Source organism: Nocardioides sp. Soil_C_8 (assembly GCF_057656315.1).
In genome coordinates this window covers 1,473,044-1,495,356 of sequence record NZ_JBDGKQ010000001.1, presented here as the reverse complement: position 1 = coordinate 1,495,356, position 22,313 = coordinate 1,473,044, and the positions used below count along the sequence as shown (strand labels likewise).

Here is a 22,313-nt window from a genome sequence, read left to right as displayed (position 1 = left end):
AGCCGGACGATCACACCACGCCCAGCCGCGCGGCGCAGGCGAATCGGGGAGCTCAGGAGAGCAGCTCGTCGACCCACGCCGGGACGAGGCGCGTCGCCGGACCCTGCCGCGACTCCGCGAAGTCGGTGGCGCCGGCGCTCGGCTCGAGGTTGAGCTCGAGGGTGGCGCCGCGCGCCCAGTGGACGAACGCCGCGGCGGGATAGACGACGCCGGACGTGCCGATCGACACGAACAGGTCGCACGCCTCGAGCGCCTCCTCGACGAGGTCCATGCCGTAGGGGATCTCGCCGAACCACACGATGTCGGGCCGCAGCCCGGCCGCGCCGCAGGCGGGACAGGCGGGCCCGTGGGCCAGCGGGCCGTGCCACGCGTGGCGCTCGCCGCAGCGCGTGCACCAGGCCGACTGCAGCCGGCCGTGGATGTGGTGCACCCGGCGGGAGCCGGCCCGCTCGTGGAGGTCGTCGACGTTCTGGGTCACGACCAGCAGGTCGTCGCCGAGCGCGTCCTCCAGGCGTGCGAGCGCGTGGTGCGCGGCGTTGGGCTCGACCCCTGACAGCGCGGCCCGCCGCGCGTCGTAGAACCGCTGGACGAGGCCCGGGTCGTCGGCGAACGCCTCGGGCGTGGCGACCTGCATCGGGTCGTGGCCCTCCCAGAGCCCGCCGGAGTCGCGGAACGTGGTCAGGCCGCTCTCCGCCGAGATGCCGGCACCGGTCAGGACGACGATCCGCATGCGTCAGTCCTACCCCAGTCCAGCCAGCCGTCCACCCGTAGGGGTGCGCGTCGGCTGGAGGTGTCGGGGTCGCTCGGGTAGACAGGCGGCCATGACTGACGTGGGAGGGACGTCGGACGCTGTCGCGTTCGTCGGCGAGTGGGACGGTCCGGTCGTGGCGACCGCGGTGCACGCGGGGCACGGGCTCCGCCCCGAGATCGCCGAGGCGATGGTGCTCGACGAGGCCGAGCGCTTCCGCGAGGAGGACCCCTTCACCGACCGGCTCGCCGCCGTCGTCCCCGACCGGGTGGTGACCAACCGCTCCCGCTTCGAGGCCGACCTCAACCGGCCGCGCCGCGAGGCGGTCTACCGCAAGCCCGACGACTGCTGGGGGTTGGAGGTGTGGCGCGACGGCGAGCTGTCCGACGAGCTCTTCCACGGCAGCCTGGCGACGTACGACGCCTTCTACGACGCCCTCGCGCCGCGGCTCGACGCCGTGGCCGAGCGCGGCCCGTTCGTGCTGCTCGACGTGCACTCCTACAACCACCGGCGCGACGGTGCCGACGAGCCGCCAGCTCCGGCGTCGGAGAACCCCGAGGTCAACGTCGGCACCGGCAGCGTCGACGACGACCTCTTCGGGCCGCTCGTGGAGCGGTTCGTGGGCGACCTGCGTGACGCCTCGCTGGGCTGCGGCCCGATCGACGCGCGGGAGAACGTCGCCTTCGAGGGCCGCAACCTCGCCTGGTGGGTCCACGACCGCTACCCGCGGGTCGGGTGCGTGCTGGCGCTGGAGTTCAAGAAGACCTTCATGGACGAGTGGACCGGCGAGCTGCACGCCGACCGGTTCCGCCGCGCGCAGGTCGGCCTCGCCGCGGCGCTGCCCGGACTGCACATCGAGCTCGAGAAGCTGCGGTGACCGAGGGCGACGACCCAGCGCGGCCCGGAGCGGAGCTCAGCGTCGCCGACCTGGCCGTCGACCACCACATCTCGCTGCTGGCGCAGAGCTTCCGCTTCCTCCTCGACGTCACGCCCGTCGACGCCGACGACCTCCGCGACGACTTCCTGTCGGGCCGCGTGAGCGAGCCGCCGTTCACCTACCGCGAGCTCGAGACCGACCCCGCCGTCGTACGCGCGGAGCTCGACGGCATCGACCTCACCTCCGTCGAGGACCCCGTCCTCGGCCAGCTGCTGCGCGCCAAGCACCGGGAGATGGAGCTGCAGCTCGACATGCTCGAGGCGCGCGACACCGAGGACTTCCTGCCGCTCAGCGTGGAGCTGTACGGCGGGGTGTCGCCGTCGCTGCGCACGCAGGCCGAGGCGCTCCTGGCCGGCATCACCCGCACCGAGCCGAGCGACGACCCCCTCGACGCCGAGTCCTTCCTGGCGCTCGCCGAGGCCGAGATCGCGCGCTACCGCGACGAGGACCCCGACCTCGACATGCACGCCGAGATCCGCCCCGACGTCAACGGCGTCATGGTGTCGGGCGACGTGCTGCTCATCGGTCCGGAGACCAAGGTCCAGCAGGCGCGTGCCCAGGCCCTGATCCACCACGAGGTCGGCACCCACCTCGTCACGCAGGCCAACGGCAGCCACCAGCCGATCAAGGTGCTCGGGGTCGGCCTCGCCGGCTACGACGAGACGCAGGAGGGCCTCGCCGTCCTCGCCGAGATCGCCTGCGGCGGCCTCACCGCCTTCCGCCTGCGGCAGCTCGCCAGCCGAGTCGTCACCGTCCACCGCCTCGTCGCGGGGGCGACCTTCGCGGAGGCGCACGAGGCGCTGGTCGCCGACGACTTCCCGAGCGGGAGCGCGTGGACCACCGTGATGCGGGTCTACCGCTCGGGAGGGATGACCAAGGACGCGATCTACCTCCGCGGCCTCGTCGAGCTGCTCGAGCACCTCGGCTCGGGCGGCGCGCTCGACCAGCTGTGGCTCGGCAAGTTCTCCCTGCGCGACCTGCCGCTGATCGGCGACCTCGAGTCCCGCGGCCTGCTGCGACCGCCTCGCGTCCTGCCCCGCTACCTGCACGACCCGGCCGCCCACGACAACCTCGCCCGGGCGGCGGGCACCGAAGATCTCAGCACACTCCTGGAGGGACACGCATGAAGATCGGATTCGTCGTCAACGACATCGAGACGGAGAAGGCGGAGTACACCACCAACCGCCTCGCCCTGGCCGCGAAGGAGATGGGGCACGAGGCCTGGTACATGGGCATCGGGGACTTCGCCTACGAGCCCGACGGGTCGTTGAGCACGAAGGCGCGCGCCGGCCACGCCAAGACGTACCGGTCCCTCGAGCGCCACATGTCCGACGTCAAGCGTCCCGACGTCGAGGAGCTCATCGGCATGGACGAGTTCGACGTGGTGATGCTGCGCAACGACCCCGCCGACGACGCCGACACCGACCCGTGGCGCAACAACGCCGGCGTCGCGTTCGGCCAGCTGTTCGCCTCCAGCGGCGTGCTCGTGGTGAACGACCCGACCAGCCTCGCCAACGCCCTGTCGAAGGCCTACTTCCAGCACTTCCCCGAGATCGTCCGCCCCCGCACGCTCATCTCGCGCGACGAGGCGATGATCGAGGAGTTCATCAAGGACCTCGGGGGGAAGGCGGTCCTCAAGCCGCTCCAGGGCTCCGGCGGTGCGGGTGTCTTCCTGGTGGACCGCAAGGAGGCCCCGAACCTCAAGCAGATCATCGAGGCGATCTCCCGCGACGGCTACGTCGTGGCGCAGGAGTACCTCCCCGAGGCGGCCAAGGGCGACGTCCGGATGTTCGTGATGAACGGCCAGCCGCTGGTCGTCGACGGCGCCTACGCCGCCTTCCGTCGTACGCCGTCGACGAAGGACATCCGCTCGAACATGTCCGCCGGGGGCAAGGCCGAGAAGGTCAAGGTCACCGACGACATGCTGCAGATGGTCGAGGTCGTCCGTCCGAAGCTGGTCGCCGACGGGATGTTCCTCGTGGGCCTCGACATCGTCGGCGACAAGCTGATGGAGATCAACGTGTTCAGCCCCGGTGGCCTCGGCAGCGCGCACAGCCTCTACGAGGTCAACTTCGCGCCCGCGATCATCGCCGAGCTCGAGCGCAAGGTGAACATCCGCAAGCACTACCCGGAGATCGACAACCACACCCTCGCGACCAGCTGACGCCACCTGGGTCGCTGGTCGAGGAAGGCGCCCTGGCGCCTGTCACGAGACCTCTCGATCAGTAGTACCAGGGGAACGGCGACCAGTCGGGCGCGCGCTTCTCGAGGAACTGGTCGCGTCCCTCCTGGGCCTCGTCGGTCATGTAGGCCAGGCGGGTCGCCTCGCCCGCGAAGAGCTGCTGGCCGACGAGGCCGTCGTCGAGCAGGTTGAAGGAGTACTTCAGCATCCGCTGGGCGGTGGGCGACTTGCCGTTGATCTTGCGGCCCCAGTCGAGGGCCACCTTCTCGAGGTCGGCGTGCTCGACGACGCGGTTGACCGCGCCCATCCGGTGCATCTCGTCGGCGTCGTACTCGTCGGCGAGGAAGAAGATCTCGCGGGCGAACTTCTGGCCCACCTGGCGGGCGAGGTAGGCCGAGCCGTAGCCGCCGTCGAACGAGCCGACGTCGGCGTCGGTCTGCTTGAAGCGGGCGTGCTCGCGGCTGGCGAGCGTGAGGTCGGCGACGACGTGCAGGCTGTGCCCGCCGCCGGCCGCCCAGCCGGGGACGACGCAGATGACGACCTTCGGCATGAAGCGGATCAGCCGCTGGCACTCGAGGATGTGCAGGCGGGCGAGCTTGGCCCGGTCGATGGGGCTCGGCTCCTCGGCGCCGGTGTCGCCGGCGCCGGCGGAGGTGTCCTCGTACTGGTAGCCGGCCCGACCGCGGATGCGCTGGTCACCGCCGGTGCAGAAGGCCCACTTGCCGTTCTTGGCGCTCGGGCCGTTGCCGGTGAGGATCACGCAGCCCACGTCGGCCGACGTACGCGCGTGGTCGAGCGTGCGCAGCAGCTCGTCGACCGTGTGGGGACGGAAGGCGTTGAGCACGTCGGGCCGGTCGAAGGCGATGCGGACGGTGCCGTGCGCGCGGGCGCGGTGGTAGGTCAGGTCCGTGAGGTCGTCGAAGCCGGGCACGACGTCCCAGTCCTCGGGGTCGAAGATCTCGCTGACGCCCTCGATCGCACTCATGCGCGTGAGGGTAGTTCAGGACGAGACGGCTGCCGTCGGGACCCACGTTCGACGGTCTTGTCCTGAACTACCCCGGCAGGAGGGTGTGGAAGAGGACCGCCGGCCGTGGTGTTGTGGCAGGCATGGCACTGACTGGAACCTATGTCCCGAGCAAGGCCGAGTGGGTACGCAACCAGGTGGAGGCCTACGAGTCCACCGGCGGCGAGGAGGCCAACACGCTGCCCGGCACGAAGTACCCGATCGTGGTCATCACCTCGGTCGGCGCGAAGTCGGGCAACCTCCGCAAGAATCCCGTGATGCGCGTCGAGCGCGACGGCGCCTACCTCGCGGTCGCCTCGAAGGGCGGGGCCCCGGACAACCCGGAGTGGTACTACAACTTCGTCGCCCATCCCGAGGTCGAGCTGCAGGACGGCCCGGAGCCGCACCTCTACAAGGCCCGCATCCTCGAGGGCGAGGAGCGCGCGGACTGGTGGGAGCACGCCGTCGCCACCTGGCCGACGTACGCCTCCTACCAGACGAAGACCGACCGCGAGATCCCGCTCTTCCTCCTCGAACGCGCCTGAGGTCGTCACCGGGGGCCACCTACGCTGGTGCCCTCGGGACGAAGGGGACGGCATGGCCAGCGGGGCAGCGCGGGACACGATCAGGGTGTACCTGCTCGACGACCACGTGGTCGTACGACGCGGCCTGCGGGCCGTGCTCGAGGTCGAGGACGACCTCGAGATCGTGGGGGAGTCGGGCACGGTCGCCGAGGCGGTGCCGCAGATCCTCGCGCTGGTGCCCGATGTCGCGGTGCTCGACGGCCGGCTGCCCGACGGCACCGGGATCGACGTGTGCCGGCAGGTGCGGGCGGCCGATCCGCGGATCCGGGCCCTCATCCTGGCCGGCGACCACGACGACGACGCACAGGTCGACGCCGTCCTGGCCGGCGCCGGTGGCTACGTGATGAAGCACGTGGACACGCCCGAGCTCGTCGACGGGATCCGAGCGGTCCGGCTCGGCCGCTCCCTCATCGACCCCACCGTCGCGATGCGGGTCGTGGAGCGGATGCGCGACGACGAGGTGCCCGAGGGGCTGTCGCGGCTGACCGAGGGTGAGTCGCGGGTCCTCGACCTCATCGCGGAGGGACTGACCAACCGGCAGATCGGTGAACGGCTGCACCTGGCCGAGAAGACGGTGAAGAACCAGGTCACCGGACTGCTCGCCAAGCTGGGCGTCCAGCGGCGCACGCAGGCGGCGGTCATGGCCGCGAAGCGCAAGCGGGGCGGGTCGTCGGAACGACGCCGGTGACGGTGCGGCTCAGGCGTCCCTGGGCCGGTCGCGGATCGCGCTGAGCAGCGAGTCGACCGCGTCGGCCGGCGGCGAGGCCGCCTCCTGGTTGGACTTCTCCAGCTGGGCGAGCAGCTCGGCGCGGTGGACGGCGACCGACCTCGGCGCGTCGATGCCGATGCGCACGACGTCGCCGCGCACCTCGAGGACCGAGACGGTGACGTCGTCGCCGATGACGACGCTCTCGCCCGCACGACGACTCACGACCAGCATGCCGTCACGCTACCCGAGGCGAGGGTGGGCGCCTCACGCGATCAGCGGTGTGGCCACCGAGAGGCCCGGGTCGTCGAGCACGACCTGCACGGCGCGACGGGTGGCGACGTCGAGCACCACGGGCGCTGCCAGGTTGGCCGTGGTGCTGGCGAGCGAGTCGCCGGCCGTCAGGACGCACAGGACGACGAGGTCGTCCGCGGAGCTCGTGCCGAGGTCGGTGAGGACGCCCTCGTCCACCTCGGGGGAGTAGTCGGGGAAGAACGGTGCCGGGGGCACGACGAGGAACCGCAGGCCCGGGTCGTCGAGCGAGCTGAGGCTGCAGAGGACGCCGTCGTCGTCGACCTGCACCAACGCGAAGCGTTCGCGGCCGGGGAAGCCCGGCAGGGGCTGGGCGAGCTGGATCACCGGGATCTCGGGGGCGCTCGTCGGCATCGTGGTCTCCATCGTGGCGATCATCGCAGAAAGTCCACCAGGCTCGGCTGCAGGACGCGGGCGGTCGCAGCGAGGGCCGCCTGGTAGGCGACCTCCTGCATCTTCAGGTCGACCATGGTGCGGGGGAGGTCGGCGTTCTCGATCTCTGCGAGCGAGCTGGTCAGCGACAGCTCCGCGTCGGCCGCGGCCGTGGCCGCCCGCTCGACCCGCGCGGCGCGTGCGCCCACGTCGGCGCGCGCGACCACGAGGCGTTCGCCGTCGGTCTGCAGGGCGTCGACGCCCGCCCGGATGCCGGCGGTGTCGCCCGAGCGCAGCGCCGCGGAGAGCGCGGAGAGGTGGTCGAACACGTTGTCGCCGTCGGGTCCGTAGGCGGTCGGGCCGGGCACCGACACGTCGACCACCACGCCCTCCGCGACCGTGCGGCCGACCGGGTGGGAGTCCCCGGCGAAGGTGACGACGCCACCCGACTCGGTGAACGCCGCGGAGCCGGCCGTGGTGCCGCCCAGCACGGGCCGGTCGACGTACGTCGTGTTGGCCGCGCCGAGCAGCGCGGCACGGAGCTGGTCGACCTCGGTCGCCAGGGCCTCGCGCGACTGCTGTCCGGCGGCACCGCTGACGGCCTGCAGGCCGAGCTCGCGGGCCCGACGTACCAGGTCGCTCGACGCGCCCAGGGTGCTGTCGAGGCTGTCGAGCCAGCCGGTGCCGTCCTCGGCGTTGCGGACGTACTGCTGCTGGGCGCCGATCCCGGCGCGCAACCGCATCGCCGTCGCGGCGTCGCCCGGGTTGTCGGAGGCGCGGTTGAGGACGCGGCCCGTGGACAGGTGCTCCTGGATCTTGGCGAGCCGCGTCAGGCTCCCGTTGAGCCGGTCGAGCGACCGGTCGGTGAGCATGGACTGGGTCACCCGCGTGATGGTCGCCATCGTCAGCGCACCAGCCCGGTCCGGTTGATCAGCGTGTCGAGCACCGAGTCCAGGGTCGTCATCACCCGGGCCGCGGCCTCGTAGGCGCGCTGCGACTGCATCATCGTCACCATCTCCTCGTCGAGGTTGACCCCGGACAGCTGCTCACGCGCCCCGTCGACCTGACCGGTCAGGTTGGCCTGGGTCGCCGCGAGCCGCCGGACCGAGGCGACGTCGGTGCCGAGGCCGGTGACGAAGCGCTGGTAGGCCTGCTCGGGCCCGGCGAGCGCGCCGGCGATGGCGGTCGCGTTGGACCCGTCGCGGCTGGGCCCACCGGCGACGCCGGACGCGGCGAGCGCGGCGGGGTCGGTCACGAGCAGGACCAGCGGGCCGCCGGGGGCCGTCGGATCGACGGCGAAGAGGGGCTGTCCCGGTGCGCCCGTGGCGTCGTGGCCGGCACCGTGCGCGGCGTTGACGGCGTCGGCCAGGTCCCGGGCGACGGACTCGATGCCGGCGCGGAGCCCGGGGAGCGTGGTGGTGAGCAGCTCGACGGCCCCGCCGATCTCGCCGCGCAGCCCGGCCACGGCCACGGGCGCACCGTCCGGCGGGGTCACCGCCAGGGCCAGGGGCAGGCCGTCGGTCGTCCCGTCGGGGGCGATCCCGCTCGAGACCGTCAGGCTGCCGGCCCGGTTGCCGTACACCAGGGCCACGCCGCCCACCGTGACGTCGAGGCCGCCACGGCCGTTCTCCACGGCGGTGCCGCCGGTCAGCTCCGCCAGGCGCAGTGCCATCTGGTCCCGGGCGTCGAGCAGCCCCGACGGGTCGTTGCCCGAGAGCCGCGCGGCGGTGATGGCCTCGTTGGTCGCGGCGAGGTCGGCAGCCAGCGTGTTGGTCGCGTCGAGGTCCGCGAGCAGTGACATCCGCTGGTCGCCCTCCTCGGCCTCGACGTTGCGGCGCTGCGCGGCGACAGCGTCGACGAGACCCTGCGACGTGGCCAGCACCTGCGCGCGTACGGCGTCGGAGCCGGGGTTGTTGGCCAGGTCGTGCCACGCCTTGCGCACGTCTGCCAGCGCGCTCGAGATGCCGTCCCCGGCCGGCTCGCCGAGCGACGCCTCGACGCGCGCCAGGGCGGCCGCTCGCGTGTCGAGGTAGGACTGGGTGCCGTGCTCCCGCCGGGCCCGCGCGTCGAGCAGCGGGTCCACGAGCCGGTCGACGGAGCCGACCCGCACGCCTTCGCCGTGGCCGTCGTACCTGCTCCACATGGCCGGCTGCACCGGGGCACCGACGGAGACCCCGACCACACGGCGCCGGGCGTAGCCGTCGGTCGCCACGTTGGCGATGTTGCCGCTCGCCACCTCCATCACGGCCTGGTGGTAGCGCAGCGCGCCGGCCGAGGTCGTCAGCGACCCGAAGGTGCCCGCCACGTCACAGGCTCCGGTCCACGAGGCGGTTCCGGAGCGGGTCAGCGGTCGCGGACCCGTCGGCGGCGTAGCCGTCGACCGAGTCGCCGAGGGAGAGCAGCGTCTCGCGGGCCGACCGGTAGCCGGCCGAGATCAGGTGCTTGTTGGAGTCGGCGAGGCGGGTGATCTCGTGGGTGAGCTGGACGAAGGCGTCGCGGTGCTCGGTGAGGATCGTGCGCCACGGGTCGTCGGCCGCCTCGGCCAGGGCGGCGAGGCTGAGGTTCGCTTCCATCCCGAACGCGGCGGCCGCGGCGTCCGCGGCCACCGAGCGCAGGACCTCGGTCTCGCGGATCGTCGACAGCAGCTGGTCGATGTCCCGGGTCGCGTGCGCGAGCCAGCGACTGCGCCCGCTGGCGAGGACGAGCTGCTCGACCTCGAGCCGGTAGTGCAGCTCCTCGAGGAGCTCGCGCTCGCGCCAGAGGACGAGGGAGAGCCTCTCCACGGCCGCGGGCCTGGTGTCGGTGGTGTTCACGACACCTCCATCGGCCACGAGCCGGTCCACCTGAGGAGTTCCGGGTCGGACGCCGGACGGTCGTCCGCGCGGGTCGGGCCATGCCGGCGGGGCGGGCCGGACCAGGGACACATGGCCCGTTCGGGCCATGGGTGGCGGGACCACCGTCCTCCATCCGGCTGTTGCGGCACCCACTTCTGCAGATTTGGCAACAAAAGATCCACGGCACGTCAACGATCTACCCCGTGCTCGGTAGTCAGATCCTCTCCTTCCCCGCTCGCGACGGTGCTGTGACCCACGTCACGGCAACAGAAAACCCTCCGATCGTCCACGCGACGGTCGACGAGCTCGTGACGTCGCACATCCCGCTCGTCGGACACCTCGTGCGTGAGGTCCTGGCCCGGGTCCCCGGCCACGTGGACCGCGACGACCTGACGTCCGCCGGCCTGACCGCCCTGGTGCAGGCGGCGCAGGGGTTCGAGGCCGAGCGCGGGGTGCCGTTCGCCCGCTACGCCTCCACCCGCGTCCGCGGAGCGCTGCTCGACGAGCTGCGCGGGATCGACTGGGCGACGCGCGCCGTACGACGTACGGCACGGGGCCTCGACGAGACGAGGGCGCGCCTGACCCAGAGCCTCGGCCGGGTCCCGACCGACGCGGAGGTCGCCTCGGCGCAGGGCATCCCCGTCGAGGAGGTGCTGGCCAACCGCGAGGACCTCGCGCGGGCGCAGGTGATGTCGCTGGAGGCCGACGACGCCCACGGGTCCTACGCCTCCACGCTGGTGTCCACGACCCCCACGCCGGAGCAGGCCGTGCAGCACGCCGAGCTCCTCGCCTACCTCGCCCACGCCGTCGCCGAGCTGCCGGAGCGGCTGCGCCGCGTCGTCGAGGGCTACTTCCTCGCGGAGCAGCCGATGGCCGAGCTGGCCGCCGAGCTCGGCGTCACCGAGTCACGCATCTCACAGCTCCGCGCCGAGGCGATGGTGCTGCTGCGCGACGGCATCAACTCCCAGCTGGACCCGCACCTGGTGCCGGCCCACGACCGCCCCGAGGGTGTCGCCGCGCGTCGGCGCGAGGCCTACTTCGCCGCGGTGGCCGAGCGGCACGCCGCGGTCGGGTTGCTCGTGCCGCAGGTGGCGACGAGCGCCTGATCCCGGCCGCAGGAAAAGTCCTGCTCCCAATTCCTCAGGTCGCCGCCCGGCCGACCGAAGAGGACCTCGACGGAGTCCACGGACGGACTCCAGCAGGTGATCCAGAAACCACGGAAGGAATCCATCATGGGTCTTCGCATCAACCAGAACATCGACGCCGCCAACTCGTACCGCAACCTGTCGGTCACGCAGGGCCAGATGTCGAAGTCGCTCGAGAAGCTGTCCTCCGGCTTCCGCATCAACCGCGCCGCCGACGACGCGGCCGGCCTGGCCATCTCCGAGGGCCTGCGCTCGCAGGTGGGTGGCCTCAAGGTGGGCGCCCGCAACGCCCAGGACGGCATCTCGGTCACCCAGACCGCGGAAGGCGCCCTGACCGAGGTCCACTCCATGCTGCAGCGCATGAACGACCTCTCCGTGCAGTACGCCAACGGCACGCAGAACACGGACTCGCAGACCGCGCTCAAGAGCGAGTTCGACCAGCTGAAGACCGAGATCGGTCGCATCGAGGACAACACGAAGTTCAACGGCAACGCCCTGTTCGGCGGCGCGACGGCCATGTCCTTCCAGGTGGGCTTCGAGTCCACCGACAAGATCGACATCGCCACCACGGCGACGGCCAGCTTCAAGACCAGCATCGCGGCCCTGGACATCGCGACCTCGAAGTCCGAGGACGTCCAGGCCGAGATCACCAAGGTCTCGTCCCAGCGGGCCGAGCTCGGTGCCGTGCAGAACCGGTTCGAGCACACCATCAACTCGGTGAACGTCGCGATCGAGAACCTGTCGGCGTCGGAGTCGCGCATCCGCGACACCGACATGGCCCAGGAGATGATGAGCTTCACCCGCTCGCAGATCCTGTCCCAGGCCGGTACGGCGATGCTGGCGCAGGCCAACCAGGCCTCGCAGGGCGTGCTGTCCCTCCTCCGCTGATCGGCTGAGGGAGCTCTCACCCACCTGATGCCGGGCGGGTCGCGGCCGTCGCGACCCGCCCGGCACCACCGGCCCCACCGGGGCCGACCGACGAGAGGGGACGGCGATGGGATCGGCCAGCATCAGCGGGCTCGGCAGCGGCCTCGACACCGCTGCGATCATCGACCAGTTCATGCAGCTCGAGGCGGCCCCACAGACGCGGCTCAAGTCGCGGGTGGCGTCCGAGAAGTCGGTCGTCTCGCTCCTCCAGGCGCTCAACACCAAGGTCGCCGCACTGGCGACGAGGGCGGCCGACCTGGTCAAGCCGGGCGGCTTCGACGCCGTCACCGCCACCAGCTCGGACACCAAGGTCGCCGTCACCGCCACCGGCGCGGCGGACGCGGGCGGCTTCTCGGTGCGGGTCGACCAGACCGCCGCCAGCCACCGGCTCGAGCTCGCGACCGCTGTCGGGCTGGACACCGCCGACGCGGTGCCGACCGCCCTGCGGCTGGACCGGCTCGACGGGTCGACCCCGGTCGACCTCACCACCGACGGCACGCTCGCCGGGCTCGTCAGCTCGATCAACGACCCCGCCAACGCCACCGGCCTGCGTGCCACCGCCGTCAAGGTCGGCACCGACCAGTACCGCCTCGTCGTGGAGTCCGCGTCAAGCGGCGCCGCGGGCGACTTCACGCTCACCGCCGGCGACGGCTCCGACCTGTTGGGCGGGGCCACCGTCCGCGCCGGACGCGACGCCAAGCTCACGATCGGTGACACCGTGGTCGCCACCTCGGCCACCAACACCTTCGCCGACCTCGTGCCGGGGGTGAGCATCACGCTCGCGGCCGACGCCGCGGCCGGCACCACCTCCCAGGTGGCGATGACCCGCGACCCGGCCACGGCGTCGGCGGCGCTCAAGGGCCTCGTCGACGCGGTCAACGCGGCACTGTCCGACATCGACACCCAGACCCGGACGGGTACCGGCACCAAGGGGCCGCTGGCCGGCGACAGCACCCTGCTCGCCGTACGAGGTCAGCTGCTGTCGTCGGTCTTCGCCGGCGACGGTGGCAGCCTCGCCGACCTCGGTCTCCAGACCGACCGCTACGGCAAGCTCGTCCTCGACGAGGCGGCCTTCAAGAAGGCGTACGCCGCCGACCCCGCCGCCGTCCAGACCCGTCTGACAGCGTCGGGCACGGGCTTCGTGTCCCGCGTCGGCGAGGTGGCGAAGGCCGCCAGTGACCGGGTCGACGGCTCCCTCACCACGGCCATCACCGGCCGCAACGACGCGATCAGCCGGCTCGACGACGGCATCGAGGCGTGGGACCTCCGGCTCGAGCTGCGACGGACCGCGCTCACCCGGCAGTTCACCGCGCTGGAGACCGCGCTCAACCAGATGAACAGCCAGTCCTCCTGGCTGGCCGGTCAACTCTCCTCACTCACGACCTCGGGAAGCTAAGGACAGCACCCTCATGGCCTACCCCACCCCCGCCGCCTACCTGCAGGCGTCCGTCGAGACCGCCAGCCCGGCCCGGCTGCTCGTGATGCTCTACGACCGGCTCGCCCTGGACTGCCGCCGCGCGGTGGCCGCCCAGGAGTCGGGCGACCACGAGACGGCGCGCACCCAGCTGCTGCACGCCCAGGACATCGTCGCCGAGCTCCAGTCCTCGCTGCGCCCCGACGCCTGGGACGGTGGCCCGGCCCTCAACAGCCTCTACTCGCACCTCCTCGTCCAGCTCGTGCGGTCCAACGTCGACCGCGACGTCACCAGGACCCGGCACTGCCTCGACCTCGTCGACGGGCTGGCCGAGGCCTGGCGCGAGGCCGCGCTGCAGACCGCGGCGACGGCGTGATCGGCCGGGTGCCCGAGGACGGCGAGGAGCTGTTCCACGCCTGGAAGACGGCGATCGACGCGCTCGAGCGGGACGTGCTGCTGGCCGAGCGACTCGCGGCCGACCCCGCCGGCGTGCTCGCCCAGGGCCTGGAGCTGCCGAGCGGGTGGGTGCCCACGGGCCTGGACGGGACCGTCCCGGCGACCCTTGCCGAGCGGGCGCGCGACCTGCTGCGTCGCCAGTCGGACGCCCGCGGGCAGCTGGCGGGTGCACTCGAGCGGACCCGCGTCGACCTCGGACGGGTACGCCGTCCCGCGACCGCCGCGCGGGCGGCAGGGCCGGCGTACCTCGACATCTCGGCCTGAGCCACCGGGAGGCGCCGCCCGGGTGGTGCGGGCATGGCCCACTCGGGTGGTGGGCGCCGGGACCAAGGTCCCGACCTGTCCCACCAGGTGAAGAAGTCGGGCCGGTTTCCTCAGCGAGTGCGCTGCCGGGCCGATGCGTGGGGTGAGCACGGAAGGCTCGCCCCCCGCCGACGGACCGGCACCCGACTTCTCCTGCAGGAGCATTCGTGTCCCTCGGCATGCCCGACGCCGTCTCGTCAGTGCTCGCCTCGGCCCTCGACGGCCTCGCGACCCGGCAGAGCGTGATCGCCGACAACATCGCCAACGTCGACACCCCGGGCTTCCGTGCCACGAGCGTCGACTTCGAGGCGTCCTTGACGGCCGCCCTGCAGCGCGGAGAGATGTCCGCCGCTGGCGTGACCCCCACGACCCGCCCGACCAACGCTCCCGTCGGCCAGGACGGCAACAACGTCGACCTGCGTCAGGAGTCGCTCGCCGCGGTCCAGTCGCAGTTCCAGTACCAGGTCATGACCCGGGCCGTGTCGGACCGCGCCTCGCTCGTGTCGATCGCGGCGGGGGCGATGTGATGGGCGCCTTCGACATGCTGCGCATCGCCAACAGCAGCCTGGGCATGCACCAGACCTGGCTCGACGCGCTCGCCCACAACATCGCCAACGCCTCGACCGTGCGCGCGACGTCCGACGACGCCTTCCAGGAGCAGCTGGTCGTCGCCACCGCGCGGCCCGACGGCGGCGTGGACGTCAGCGGCATCGAGCTCGGCGACGCCGAGGGGATCCTCCAGCACGCCCCCGACCACCCGCTCGCCGACGCGGACGGCATGGTCCGCGCTCCGGGCATGGACATGTCCGTGCAGATGACCTCGCTCGTGCAGGCCCAGCGCGGCTTCCAGGCGTCGGTCCAGGTCACCCGCACGGCGCAGGACGCCTACACCGCCGCGCTCCAGATCGGACAGCGCTGATGAGCATCGGTGGCATCGAGGCGATCAGCGGCTTCACGCCGCTCGCCGCACCCGTGGTCGCGTCGCCGTCGGCCGCGTCCGCCCCGACCCGCGGCGTGGACTTCGGCAACCTGGTCCTCGACGGGCTCGAGCGCCTCGAGGGCGTCCAGGACACCGCCGACACGCTGGCGGTGCAGGCTGCGTCCGGCACCCTGCCCAACATCCATGACTACACGCTGGCCGCGACCGAGGCGGAGGTCGCGACCAAGCTGACCGTCGCGGTGCGCAACAAGGCCATCGAGTCGTTCACCGAGATCATGCGGATGCAGGTCGGATGAGGACCGGGATCACCCGCGCGCTGGACCGCTACCGCCGTTCCTTCGCGCTCTTCAGCCCCGGCCAGAAGGTCGTCGCGATCGTCGGCACGGGCGCGCTGCTGCTGGCGGCTGTCATGGTCTTCCGCTGGGCGTCCGCGCCGTCGTACGCACCGCTGTTCTCGAACCTGTCCGCCGAGGACGCATCGGCCGTCGTCGAGCAGCTCGAGGCCGACGGCGTCGCCTACGAGATCGGCGGGGGCGGCGGCACCATCTCCGTGCCCCGCGACCAGGTCTACGCCACCCGCATCGCCCTCTCCGGCGAGGGCATCCCGTCCGGCAGCAGCGACACCGGCTACGCGCTGCTCGACGGCCAGGACATCTCCACCTCCCAGTTCAAGGAGCAGACCGACTTCAAGCGGGCGATGGAGGGCGAGCTCGCAGCCACGATAGAGGCGATCGACGGCGTCGACACCGCCGTGGTCCACCTCGCCCTGCCGCCGAAGCAGGTCTTCGCCGAGGAGCAGGACCCGGCCACCGCATCCGTGCTGGTCGACACCGGCGGCAACGCGCTCGCGCCCGACCAGGTGCAGGCCGTGGTGCACCTCGTGGCCTCCAGCGTGGACGGGCTCGACCCCGCCAAGGTCACCGTCGCCGACGCGACGGGGCAGGTCCTCTCCGACAGCGGTGACTCCGCGAGCGGCCTCAGCAGTGGCCGCAACCGCCAGGTGCAGGACTACCAGGACCAGCTGGGCGCCAAGGCGCAGGCGATGCTCGACCGGGTCTTCGGGCCGGGCAACTCCTCGGTCCAGGTCACGGCCGTGCTCGACTTCGACAAGGTCGTCACCGAGACCACCACCTACGGGCGTGCGAAGAACGCGCCCACGCTGTCGGAGTCGGTGCAGAACGAGACCTATTCCGGGTCGGGGGCGCCCGGCGCCGCGAGCGGCGTGGTCGGGCCCGACACCCAGATGGAGACCGGCGCCGGGAGCGGGGACGGGAGCTACAACAACTCGTCCACCGTCCGCGAGAACGGCATCGACAAGGTCGTCGAGCAGTCGGAGACCGCGCCGGGGTCGGTCGAGTCGCTGCACGCTGCCGTCGTCATCGACACCAACTCGCCGGTCGCGGTCGACGCCAGCGAGATCGACGCGCTCGTGTCGTCCGCGATCGGGATCATCCCGGAGCGGGGCGACACGATCGAGACGTCGAGCGTCCCGTTCGACACCACGGCCAAGGACGCCAACGCCGCCGCGCTCGAGCAGGCCAAGGCCGCGGAGGCCCTCGCCAAGCGCAACGCCTGGCTGCGCAACGGCGCGCTCGGCGGCGGCGTGCTGCTGCTGGTCGGCCTGGCCTGGCTCCGTGCCCGCCGACGGGCACAGGCGCGTGAGGACGCCACGACGTACGTCGTCGAGCAGCTCCGCCAGGAGCAGGCGGCCCGTGCCGCCGTGCAGTCGGCACCCGCCGTGGCCGAGGCCCCGACGGCGCTCGCGCTGGCGCCCGTGGTGGAACCGGTGGACGGGATGCGCGACGAGCTCGTCGCGCTCGTCGAGCGGCAGCCGGACGAGGTGGCCTCGCTGCTGCGCGGCTGGCTCGTGGAGCGACCCTGATGAGCGTCATGACCGGGCAGGGGGCCCGCAAGGCCGCGATCGTGCTGGTGCGCCTCGGCAAGGAGCGCGCCGCACAGGTCCTCGCCCACCTGAGCGAGGAGGAGGTCGAAGCGGTCTCCGCCGAGATCGCCCAGCTCGCCTCGGTCGAGCCGGCCGAGACCCAGTCGGTGATGGGGGAGTTCTCCGACCTCCTGACCGCGCGCCAGCACATGCTGCAGGGCGGCATGGACCTCGCCCGCGACCTCCTCCAGCGCTCGTTGGGCGACGACCGGGCCGAGGAGGCCGTGCAGCGGCTCCACGCACGCGCCGTCCAGCTGCCGTTCCGCTTCCTGGCCCGCGCCGACCCCGCGCAGCTGCGCTCCTTCATCCGGGAGGAGCACCCGCAGGTCATCGCGATCGTGCTCGCCCACATGACGGCGGAGCGGGCCTCCCTGGTGCTGTCCGGGCTCTCCTCGGACCTGCAGGCCGAGGTCGCGCACCGCATCGCCACGATGGACCGGGCCAACCCGGCCGCGGTGCGGGTCGTCGAGACGGTGCTGGAGCGCCGGCTCTCCTCCGTGCTGCAGCCCAGCACCACCTCGCGCGTCGGCGGCGTCGGTCCACTGGTCGACATCATCAACCGCGCCGACCGCTCGACCGAGCGCCAGATCGTCGAGGGCCTGGAGTCCCTCGACGCGGGGCTCGCCGAGGAGGTGCGCAGCCGCATGTTCGTCTTCGAGGACGTCGTCGGGCTGTCGGACCGCGACGTGCAGCAGGTGCTGCGCGAGGTCGACACCGCCCAGCTCGCACTGGCGCTCAAGGGCGTCTCGGTGCAGGTGCGCGACAAGATCACCCGCAACCTCTCCGAGCGAGCGGCGGAGAACGTGCTGGAGGAGGTCGAGATCCTCGGCCCGGTGCGGATCGCTCAGGTCGAGGAGGCCCAGCAGGCGGTCATCGCCACCATCCGCACGATGGAGGAGCGCGGCGAGGTCGTCGTGCGGCGGGGAGGCGACGATGAGTTCGTCGACTGAGACCCGGCGCCCGCCGGAGGGCCTGCTGCCACCGGTCTCGTCGCTGCGGGTGCCGGAGCTGCGTCCGGTCGAGACCACGCGCGAGGCCGCGCGGGCACAGGGCTACGCCGTCGGGTGGGCCCAGGGCCGTCGCGAGGCCGAGGCCTCCGCCCGCGCCGAGGCCGAGGAGCGGGCCGCCGCCGACGCCGAGCAGGAGGCGCGCCGCGAGGCCGAGCACACGGCCGCCGTGGCCGCGCTGCACGAGGCCGCCGGTGCCGCCCATGCGCTGCTCGTCGCCGCGTGCCGGCGCGTCGACGACCAGGCCGGCGCCCTGGCGCTCGAGCTGACCCGCACGCTGGTCGGCACGGCCCACCCCGACGCCACGCACGTCCTCGACCGCGTGACCGGACTGATGCCGGAGCACCCGATCGTGTCGGTCCGGCTGCACCCCGACGTCGCGGCCCTTGCCGGAGACCTCCGGGAGCTGTCGGTCGCGGTCGTCGAGGACCCCACGCTGGGTCACGCGGATGCGGTCGCCGAGGCCGACGACCACGTCGTCGACCTCCGCGTCGACGAGGCACTGGCCCGAGTCTCCCGGGTGTTGGGATGACCGCCCTCACGCCCGACCTCCGGGCCCGCGCCCTCGGCGCCGTCGCCCCGCTGCGGCTGGGACGGGTCGCCGAGCTCCTCGGCCTCCAGGTCCGGGTCACCGGCCTGCCCGCCGCCGTCGGCGACCTCGTGTCCGTCGACGGCCGCTCCCACGTGCTCGCGGAGGTGGTCGCCAGCGGACCCGGCGGGCTGACCTGCCTGCCCCTCGGCAGCACGGCCGGCCTGCAGGTCGGCGACGTCGTACGCCACACGGGCGGCCCGCTCCTGGTCAACGTGGGTGACGAGCTGCGCGGTCGCGTCCTGGACGGGCTCGGCCGTCCGGTGGACGGCGGCCCCTCGCTCGACCACCTCCCCCGGGTCGGCGTCGGCCAGGTCGCGCCTGCGGCCCTGAGCCGCCCTCGCATCGACCACCAGGTCGGCCTCGGCGTGCGTGCCCTCGACGCCCTCACACCCTGCGGGCGGGGCCAGCGCATCGGCATCATGGCCGGCTCCGGCGTCGGCAAGTCGAGCCTGCTGTCGATGGTCGCGCGCGGCACCGACGCGGAGATCTCGGTCATCGCGCTGGTGGGGGAGCGTGGTCGCGAGGTGCGCGAGTTCATCGAGAACGACCTCGGCCCCGAGGGACTCGCCCGTTCCGTGGTGGTCGTCGCCACGAGCGACGCGCCGCCGGTCGAGAGGCTCCGGGCGGCGAGCGTCGCCACGCGCATCGCCGAGCACTTCCGCGACAGCGGCAAGCACGTCGTGCTGATGATGGACAGCCTCACCCGCGTCGCGATGGCCCAGCGGGAGATAGGCCTGTCGGCCGGCGAGCCGCCCGCCACCCGCGGCTACCCGCCGAGCGTGTTCACCCTGCTCCCGCAGCTCCTCGAGCGCGCGGGCACCTCACCCGCCGGCAGCATCACCGGGCTCTACACGGTGCTCGTGGAGGGCGACGACATGCAGGACCCCATCGGCGACACCGCCCGGTCGATCCTCGACGGCCACGTCGTGCTGTCTCGCCGCCTCGCGACGTCCGGGCACTTCCCCAGCATCGACGTGCTCGAGTCGATCTCCCGCGTCACGGGCGCGGTCACCGGGCCCGAGCAGCGCGCCGACGCGACCCGCCTCCGCCGCCTGCTCGCCGCCCACCGCTCGGTGCGCGAGCTCGTCGAGATCGGGGCGTACGTCGCCGGCGCCGATCCCGACGCGGACGTCGCGCTGGCCCGCATGCCCGCGATCGACGCCTTCCTGCAACAGGACATGGACGACAGCACCCCGACGGCCGAGACGTGGGCGCGACTGCGGGAGCTGGTGGCCTGATGGCACGCACCCCCGCCCAGGACCCGGACGCCGGCATGCGTGCCGTCGCCCGCGTGCGCGGCGTCCGCGAGCAGGACAGCCGGCTCGGCGTCGCCCGGGCCGCCGCGGACGAGCGCGAGGTCGTACGTCGCCTCGACGCCGCCGTCGCGCTCCTCGCCGCCACCTCGGACCCGGGCGACGCCGACCCGGCGTCCTACGGCGCGGCCCGCCACGCCGCTGCCGCGCTCGCGGCCGACGTCACGGCGTCCCGGGCCGCGCTCACCTCGGCGACGACCCTCACCGCGGTGGCCCGCGAGCACTGGCAGCGGGACCGCACCCGGCTGTCGGCCGTCGAGCTGCTGCTCGAGCGGCGCGAGGAACGTCGTCGGGCCGAGCGGGAGCGGCGGGAGCGGGTCGAGGTCGACGACCTCGTCGCCGCGCGCTGGCTCCGCACCCGGTCCCTCGCCGAAGCGGAAGGGCTGGGATGAGCATCGTCGACGTCACCGCCCGGATCTCCCAGATCCAGGCGCAGCTGGCCATGCTGCCGCGCGCCACAGGCACCGCCGGCGCGGGCGGGTTCACGGACGTGCTGTCCCGGACGTCCGGGACGGGGTCGACCCCCGCGGCGTACGCCCCCGGGGGCACGTCCACCGCGCTCGGTCCCGAGGGGTCCGTCAGGGGCGACGCCGTGGTGTCCCGCGCCCTCGAGATGGTCGGGCTCCCCTACGTCTGGGGCGGCACCGACCCCGAGCGCGGCGTCGACTGCTCGGGACTGGTGCAGGCGACCTACGCGACCTTCGGGATCGACCTGCCGCGGCTGTCCGCGGACCAGGCCCGTGCCGGCACGCCGGTGGCGAGCCTGTCCGAGGCGCTGCCGGGCGACCTCATCGCGTGGGACAACTCCAGCCGCAACGTCGGCGCCGACCACATCGCGATCTACATCGGCAACGGGATGATGATCGAGGCGCCCCGCCCCGGCGGCGAGGTGCAGGTGGTGCCGGTGACGACGCCGCCCGACTTCATCCGTCGCATCCTCGCCGACCCGGCGCCGTTCGCGACCACCCCGGTGGGCACCACGCCCCTCACCCGTACGGCAGCCGCGACGGCACCGACGATCCCGGCGGGCACGCCCTTCGCCGACCTCTTCCAACGCGCCGGCACCACCCACGGCGTGGACCCGGCGCTGCTCGCCGCCGTCGCGCGGCAGGAGTCGGGCTACGACCCCCGTGCGGTGAGCCCGGCCGGTGCGCAGGGGCTGATGCAGCTCATGCCCGGCACCGCTCGCGGGCTCGGTGTCGCCGACCCCTTCGACCCGGTCCAGGCCGTCGACGGCGCAGCCCGCCTCCTCGACGACCTGATGGCCCGCTTCGGATCCGTCGAGCTGGCCCTGGCCGCCTACAACGCCGGCCCGGGGGCGGTCCTGCGCTACGACGGGGTCCCGCCCTACCCGGAGACGCGCGCCTACGTGCAGTCCGTCATGACCAGCTGGCAGGGAGCCGCATGACCATCACCACGCCAGGCCCCGCGGCACCCGGCCCGCTGCCCGCGAGCCCGGCTGCCCAGCCCGGATCCGCGCCCGTGCAGGGCGGCGCCGCCACGGCGGCCGACTTCGCCACCCTCGTCGCGCAGCTCGTGGCCGCGGGCGCACCCTCGGCAGGCCTCGCCGAGGACGCCGGGGCGGCCGAGGCGGCCGCAACCGACCTCGCGGAGCCCGAGGCACCGGCTGGCGGCGAGCCGGGCCCTGCTCTCGAGGCCACCGCGCTGCTCCTGGCGGTGCCGTCGGCCGTCGTCGTACCTGTCGCCGTGGGTGTCGGGCCGGTGACCGACACGGGCGCTGCCCCCGGTGTCGCGGCTGCCGTGACGGACGTCGGCGCCGAGCTCGCGGCTGCCGGGTCCCCGGACACGGCGCCGGTGCTCGTGCCGGGCGAAGGACGCCACGGCGCGGCGGACGGGCCGGGTGCCGCGACGAGCGACCCGGTCGTGCCGGCGGCCCCTTCCGCGACCCGGTCGGGTTCCGAGACCGCGTCCCAGCAGGCCGCCCCACCGCCCACCCAGCCCGTCCAGCCCGCCGTCCAGGCGGCACCGGCGCCGGTCGCTGCCGCAGGGATGACGCCTGTGGTGCCGCCGGCGGGTGTCGTGACACCGGCGTCGACCACCGGTGCCGCACTGGCATCCGCGCCACCCGCGCCACCCGCGATCGCGCAGGTCGTGCCCGAGGTGACGCGGCTGGTCTCGCGCGGCGACGGCGTGCACCGCCTGACGATGCGCCTCCAGCCGGAGGCGCTCGGCGAGGTGCGGGTCACCCTGACGGTGCGCGACGGCGCGGTGCAGGTGCACCTCTCCGGCGGCGAGGACGCCGCACGCGCGCTCGCCGAGGGCGCGCCCGAGCTGCGACGCGTGCTCGAGCTGGCCGGTGCCGGTGACGCGCGGGTCGTCGTGCGCGACCTCGCCGGGAACCAGCCGACCGGCCACGGCCAGCCCGCCGCAGGCGGGAGCACCGACGCGTCGTCGTACGGCGCCGACGGCGACACCCCCTCCCCGGGCACCCCCGGCGGAGGCACCGGACAGCAGGACCACCACGCACGGACGCGCGGTGGAGCAGCAGCCACGGACGGCCTCACCGACGGAGCGTCGACGCTCCGTCCAGACCCGGTCACCGGTGCCCAGCAGGGCATCGACCTGACCATGTGAG

Annotated in this window: 27 protein-coding genes; 20 read left to right on the top strand and 7 right to left on the bottom strand. The window is 73.2% G+C overall.

What is annotated here, in order from left to right:
• Positions 1-52 precede the first annotated feature (52 nt).
• Positions 53-730 (bottom strand): NAD-dependent deacylase, encoded by a 678-nt coding sequence (locus tag AC3A3L_RS07330; RefSeq protein WP_487639343.1) that lies wholly within the window; start codon positions 728-730, stop codon positions 53-55.
• 91 nt (positions 731-821) lie between these two features.
• Between AC3A3L_RS07330 and AC3A3L_RS07325 the strand changes: the two genes are divergently transcribed.
• Genes AC3A3L_RS07325 through AC3A3L_RS07315 form a run of 3 tightly spaced genes read left to right on the top strand, consistent with a single transcriptional unit; the run spans position 822 to position 3,849 of the window.
• The gene (locus AC3A3L_RS07325) at positions 822-1,625 is read left to right on the top strand and encodes an N-formylglutamate amidohydrolase (RefSeq protein WP_487639342.1); all 804 of its coding nucleotides are present in this window, start codon (positions 822-824) and stop codon (positions 1,623-1,625) included.
• Entirely contained in the window at positions 1,622-2,812 is a 1,191-nt protein-coding gene (locus AC3A3L_RS07320; protein ID WP_487639341.1) for a peptidase MATCAP family protein, read from the top strand. The genes AC3A3L_RS07325 and AC3A3L_RS07320 overlap by 4 nt, the downstream gene beginning before the upstream one ends.
• A complete protein-coding gene (locus tag AC3A3L_RS07315) occupies positions 2,809-3,849 on the top strand; it encodes a glutathione synthetase (protein ID WP_487639340.1) in 1,041 nt (346 codons plus the stop codon). Before AC3A3L_RS07320 ends, AC3A3L_RS07315 begins: the two co-directional genes overlap by 4 nt.
• Positions 3,850-3,907: 58 nt before the next feature.
• Here the strand turns inward: AC3A3L_RS07315 and AC3A3L_RS07310 are convergent, their stop codons facing one another.
• The gene (locus tag AC3A3L_RS07310; protein ID WP_487639339.1) at positions 3,908-4,852 is read right to left on the bottom strand and encodes a 1,4-dihydroxy-2-naphthoyl-CoA synthase; all 945 of its coding nucleotides are present in this window, start codon (positions 4,850-4,852) and stop codon (positions 3,908-3,910) included.
• Positions 4,853-4,974: 122 nt separating this feature from the next.
• Between AC3A3L_RS07310 and AC3A3L_RS07305 the strand changes: the two genes are divergently transcribed.
• Positions 4,975-5,415 (top strand): nitroreductase family deazaflavin-dependent oxidoreductase, encoded by a 441-nt coding sequence (locus AC3A3L_RS07305; RefSeq protein ID WP_487639338.1) that lies wholly within the window; start codon positions 4,975-4,977, stop codon positions 5,413-5,415.
• 52 nt (positions 5,416-5,467) lie between these two features.
• Entirely contained in the window at positions 5,468-6,142 is a 675-nt protein-coding gene (locus AC3A3L_RS07300) for a response regulator (protein ID WP_487639337.1), read from the top strand.
• A gap of 9 nt (positions 6,143-6,151) precedes the next feature.
• Here AC3A3L_RS07300 and csrA read toward each other — a convergent pair whose 3' ends face one another.
• The 5 genes from csrA to flgN are packed head-to-tail and all read right to left on the bottom strand — an operon-like array spanning position 6,152 to position 9,657.
• On the bottom strand, positions 6,152-6,394 hold the full coding sequence (gene csrA, locus AC3A3L_RS07295; RefSeq protein ID WP_487639336.1) for a carbon storage regulator CsrA: 243 nt from the start codon (positions 6,392-6,394) through the stop codon (positions 6,152-6,154).
• Between the two features lie 33 nt (positions 6,395-6,427).
• On the bottom strand, positions 6,428-6,850 hold the full coding sequence (gene fliW, locus AC3A3L_RS07290; RefSeq protein WP_487639335.1) for a flagellar assembly protein FliW: 423 nt from the start codon (positions 6,848-6,850) through the stop codon (positions 6,428-6,430).
• Positions 6,847-7,728: a flagellin N-terminal helical domain-containing protein gene (locus AC3A3L_RS07285; RefSeq protein ID WP_487639334.1), complete on the bottom strand. Its 882-nt coding sequence runs from the start codon at positions 7,726-7,728 to the stop codon at positions 6,847-6,849. Before AC3A3L_RS07285 ends, fliW begins: the two co-directional genes overlap by 4 nt.
• A 20-nt stretch (positions 7,729-7,748) precedes the next feature.
• Positions 7,749-9,149: a flagellar hook-associated protein FlgK gene (flgK, locus tag AC3A3L_RS07280; protein WP_487639333.1), complete on the bottom strand. Its 1,401-nt coding sequence runs from the start codon at positions 9,147-9,149 to the stop codon at positions 7,749-7,751.
• A 1-nt stretch (position 9,150) separates the two neighbouring features.
• Positions 9,151-9,657, bottom strand: coding sequence for a flagellar export chaperone FlgN (gene flgN / locus AC3A3L_RS07275; protein WP_487639332.1), 507 nt, complete (start codon positions 9,655-9,657; stop codon positions 9,151-9,153).
• A gap of 224 nt (positions 9,658-9,881) precedes the next feature.
• Between flgN and AC3A3L_RS07270 the strand changes: the two genes are divergently transcribed.
• The 15 genes from AC3A3L_RS07270 to AC3A3L_RS07200 all read left to right on the top strand — a co-directional run bounded on the left by AC3A3L_RS07270 (position 9,882) and on the right by AC3A3L_RS07200 (position 22,312).
• Entirely contained in the window at positions 9,882-10,784 is a 903-nt protein-coding gene (locus AC3A3L_RS07270; protein WP_487639331.1) for a sigma-70 family RNA polymerase sigma factor, read from the top strand.
• A gap of 126 nt (positions 10,785-10,910) precedes the next feature.
• On the top strand, positions 10,911-11,711 hold the full coding sequence (locus AC3A3L_RS07265; protein ID WP_487639330.1) for a flagellin N-terminal helical domain-containing protein: 801 nt from the start codon (positions 10,911-10,913) through the stop codon (positions 11,709-11,711).
• 106 nt (positions 11,712-11,817) lie between these two features.
• Positions 11,818-13,146 carry a flagellar filament capping protein FliD gene (gene fliD / locus AC3A3L_RS07260; protein WP_487639329.1) on the top strand — a complete coding sequence of 443 codons (1,329 nt, stop codon included), beginning with the start codon at positions 11,818-11,820 and terminating at the stop codon, positions 13,144-13,146.
• A 13-nt stretch (positions 13,147-13,159) separates the two neighbouring features.
• Positions 13,160-13,540 (top strand): flagellar export chaperone FliS, encoded by a 381-nt coding sequence (gene fliS / locus AC3A3L_RS07255; RefSeq protein WP_487639328.1) that lies wholly within the window; start codon positions 13,160-13,162, stop codon positions 13,538-13,540.
• Positions 13,537-13,884 (top strand): hypothetical protein, encoded by a 348-nt coding sequence (locus AC3A3L_RS07250; RefSeq protein WP_487639327.1) that lies wholly within the window; start codon positions 13,537-13,539, stop codon positions 13,882-13,884. Before fliS ends, AC3A3L_RS07250 begins: the two co-directional genes overlap by 4 nt.
• Before the next feature lie 206 nt (positions 13,885-14,090).
• Positions 14,091-14,450: a flagellar basal body rod protein FlgB gene (locus tag AC3A3L_RS07245; protein ID WP_487639326.1), complete on the top strand. Its 360-nt coding sequence runs from the start codon at positions 14,091-14,093 to the stop codon at positions 14,448-14,450.
• The gene (locus AC3A3L_RS07240) at positions 14,450-14,842 is read left to right on the top strand and encodes a flagellar basal body rod protein FlgC (RefSeq protein ID WP_487639325.1); all 393 of its coding nucleotides are present in this window, start codon (positions 14,450-14,452) and stop codon (positions 14,840-14,842) included. The genes AC3A3L_RS07245 and AC3A3L_RS07240 overlap by 1 nt, the downstream gene beginning before the upstream one ends.
• On the top strand, positions 14,842-15,159 hold the full coding sequence (gene fliE, locus AC3A3L_RS07235; protein ID WP_487639324.1) for a flagellar hook-basal body complex protein FliE: 318 nt from the start codon (positions 14,842-14,844) through the stop codon (positions 15,157-15,159). Before AC3A3L_RS07240 ends, fliE begins: the two co-directional genes overlap by 1 nt.
• On the top strand, positions 15,156-16,745 hold the full coding sequence (gene fliF / locus AC3A3L_RS07230; RefSeq protein WP_487639323.1) for a flagellar basal-body MS-ring/collar protein FliF: 1,590 nt from the start codon (positions 15,156-15,158) through the stop codon (positions 16,743-16,745). The genes fliE and fliF overlap by 4 nt, the downstream gene beginning before the upstream one ends.
• Positions 16,745-17,755: a flagellar motor switch protein FliG gene (gene fliG / locus AC3A3L_RS07225; protein ID WP_487639322.1), complete on the top strand. Its 1,011-nt coding sequence runs from the start codon at positions 16,745-16,747 to the stop codon at positions 17,753-17,755. Before fliF ends, fliG begins: the two co-directional genes overlap by 1 nt.
• Positions 17,739-18,344, top strand: coding sequence for a FliH/SctL family protein (locus AC3A3L_RS07220; RefSeq protein WP_487639321.1), 606 nt, complete (start codon positions 17,739-17,741; stop codon positions 18,342-18,344). The genes fliG and AC3A3L_RS07220 overlap by 17 nt, the downstream gene beginning before the upstream one ends.
• On the top strand, positions 18,341-19,642 hold the full coding sequence (locus tag AC3A3L_RS07215) for a FliI/YscN family ATPase (protein ID WP_487639320.1): 1,302 nt from the start codon (positions 18,341-18,343) through the stop codon (positions 19,640-19,642). Before AC3A3L_RS07220 ends, AC3A3L_RS07215 begins: the two co-directional genes overlap by 4 nt.
• Entirely contained in the window at positions 19,642-20,109 is a 468-nt protein-coding gene (locus AC3A3L_RS07210; protein ID WP_487639319.1) for a flagellar FliJ family protein, read from the top strand. The genes AC3A3L_RS07215 and AC3A3L_RS07210 overlap by 1 nt, the downstream gene beginning before the upstream one ends.
• On the top strand, positions 20,106-21,125 hold the full coding sequence (locus AC3A3L_RS07205; RefSeq protein WP_487639318.1) for a transglycosylase SLT domain-containing protein: 1,020 nt from the start codon (positions 20,106-20,108) through the stop codon (positions 21,123-21,125). The genes AC3A3L_RS07210 and AC3A3L_RS07205 overlap by 4 nt, the downstream gene beginning before the upstream one ends.
• A complete protein-coding gene (locus AC3A3L_RS07200) occupies positions 21,122-22,312 on the top strand; it encodes a flagellar hook-length control protein FliK (RefSeq protein ID WP_487639317.1) in 1,191 nt (396 codons plus the stop codon). Before AC3A3L_RS07205 ends, AC3A3L_RS07200 begins: the two co-directional genes overlap by 4 nt.
• Position 22,313 lies beyond the last annotated feature (1 nt).

Bases quoted from the DNA above. Each gene is read 5' to 3' on its own strand.
- AC3A3L_RS07330 (WP_487639343.1), bottom strand. From the start codon at position 730: ATGCGGATCGTCGTCCTGACCGGTGCCGGCATCTCGGCGGAGAGCGGC.
- AC3A3L_RS07325 (WP_487639342.1), top strand. From the start codon at position 822: ATGACTGACGTGGGAGGGACGTCGGACGCTGTCGCGTTCGTCGGCGAG.
- AC3A3L_RS07315 (WP_487639340.1), top strand. From the start codon at position 2,809: ATGAAGATCGGATTCGTCGTCAACGACATCGAGACGGAGAAGGCGGAG.
- AC3A3L_RS07310 (WP_487639339.1), bottom strand. From the start codon at position 4,852: ATGAGTGCGATCGAGGGCGTCAGCGAGATCTTCGACCCCGAGGACTGG.
- AC3A3L_RS07305 (WP_487639338.1), top strand. From the start codon at position 4,975: ATGGCACTGACTGGAACCTATGTCCCGAGCAAGGCCGAGTGGGTACGC.
- AC3A3L_RS07300 (WP_487639337.1), top strand. From the start codon at position 5,468: ATGGCCAGCGGGGCAGCGCGGGACACGATCAGGGTGTACCTGCTCGAC.
- csrA (WP_487639336.1), bottom strand. From the start codon at position 6,394: ATGCTGGTCGTGAGTCGTCGTGCGGGCGAGAGCGTCGTCATCGGCGAC.
- fliW (WP_487639335.1), bottom strand. From the start codon at position 6,850: ATGATCGCCACGATGGAGACCACGATGCCGACGAGCGCCCCCGAGATC.
- AC3A3L_RS07265 (WP_487639330.1), top strand. From the start codon at position 10,911: ATGGGTCTTCGCATCAACCAGAACATCGACGCCGCCAACTCGTACCGC.
- fliD (WP_487639329.1), top strand. From the start codon at position 11,818: ATGGGATCGGCCAGCATCAGCGGGCTCGGCAGCGGCCTCGACACCGCT.
- fliS (WP_487639328.1), top strand. From the start codon at position 13,160: ATGGCCTACCCCACCCCCGCCGCCTACCTGCAGGCGTCCGTCGAGACC.
- AC3A3L_RS07240 (WP_487639325.1), top strand. From the start codon at position 14,450: ATGGGCGCCTTCGACATGCTGCGCATCGCCAACAGCAGCCTGGGCATG.
- fliE (WP_487639324.1), top strand. From the start codon at position 14,842: ATGAGCATCGGTGGCATCGAGGCGATCAGCGGCTTCACGCCGCTCGCC.
- fliF (WP_487639323.1), top strand. From the start codon at position 15,156: ATGAGGACCGGGATCACCCGCGCGCTGGACCGCTACCGCCGTTCCTTC.
- fliG (WP_487639322.1), top strand. From the start codon at position 16,745: ATGAGCGTCATGACCGGGCAGGGGGCCCGCAAGGCCGCGATCGTGCTG.
- AC3A3L_RS07220 (WP_487639321.1), top strand. From the start codon at position 17,739: ATGAGTTCGTCGACTGAGACCCGGCGCCCGCCGGAGGGCCTGCTGCCA.
- AC3A3L_RS07215 (WP_487639320.1), top strand. From the start codon at position 18,341: ATGACCGCCCTCACGCCCGACCTCCGGGCCCGCGCCCTCGGCGCCGTC.
- AC3A3L_RS07210 (WP_487639319.1), top strand. From the start codon at position 19,642: ATGGCACGCACCCCCGCCCAGGACCCGGACGCCGGCATGCGTGCCGTC.
- AC3A3L_RS07205 (WP_487639318.1), top strand. From the start codon at position 20,106: ATGAGCATCGTCGACGTCACCGCCCGGATCTCCCAGATCCAGGCGCAG.
- AC3A3L_RS07200 (WP_487639317.1), top strand. From the start codon at position 21,122: ATGACCATCACCACGCCAGGCCCCGCGGCACCCGGCCCGCTGCCCGCG.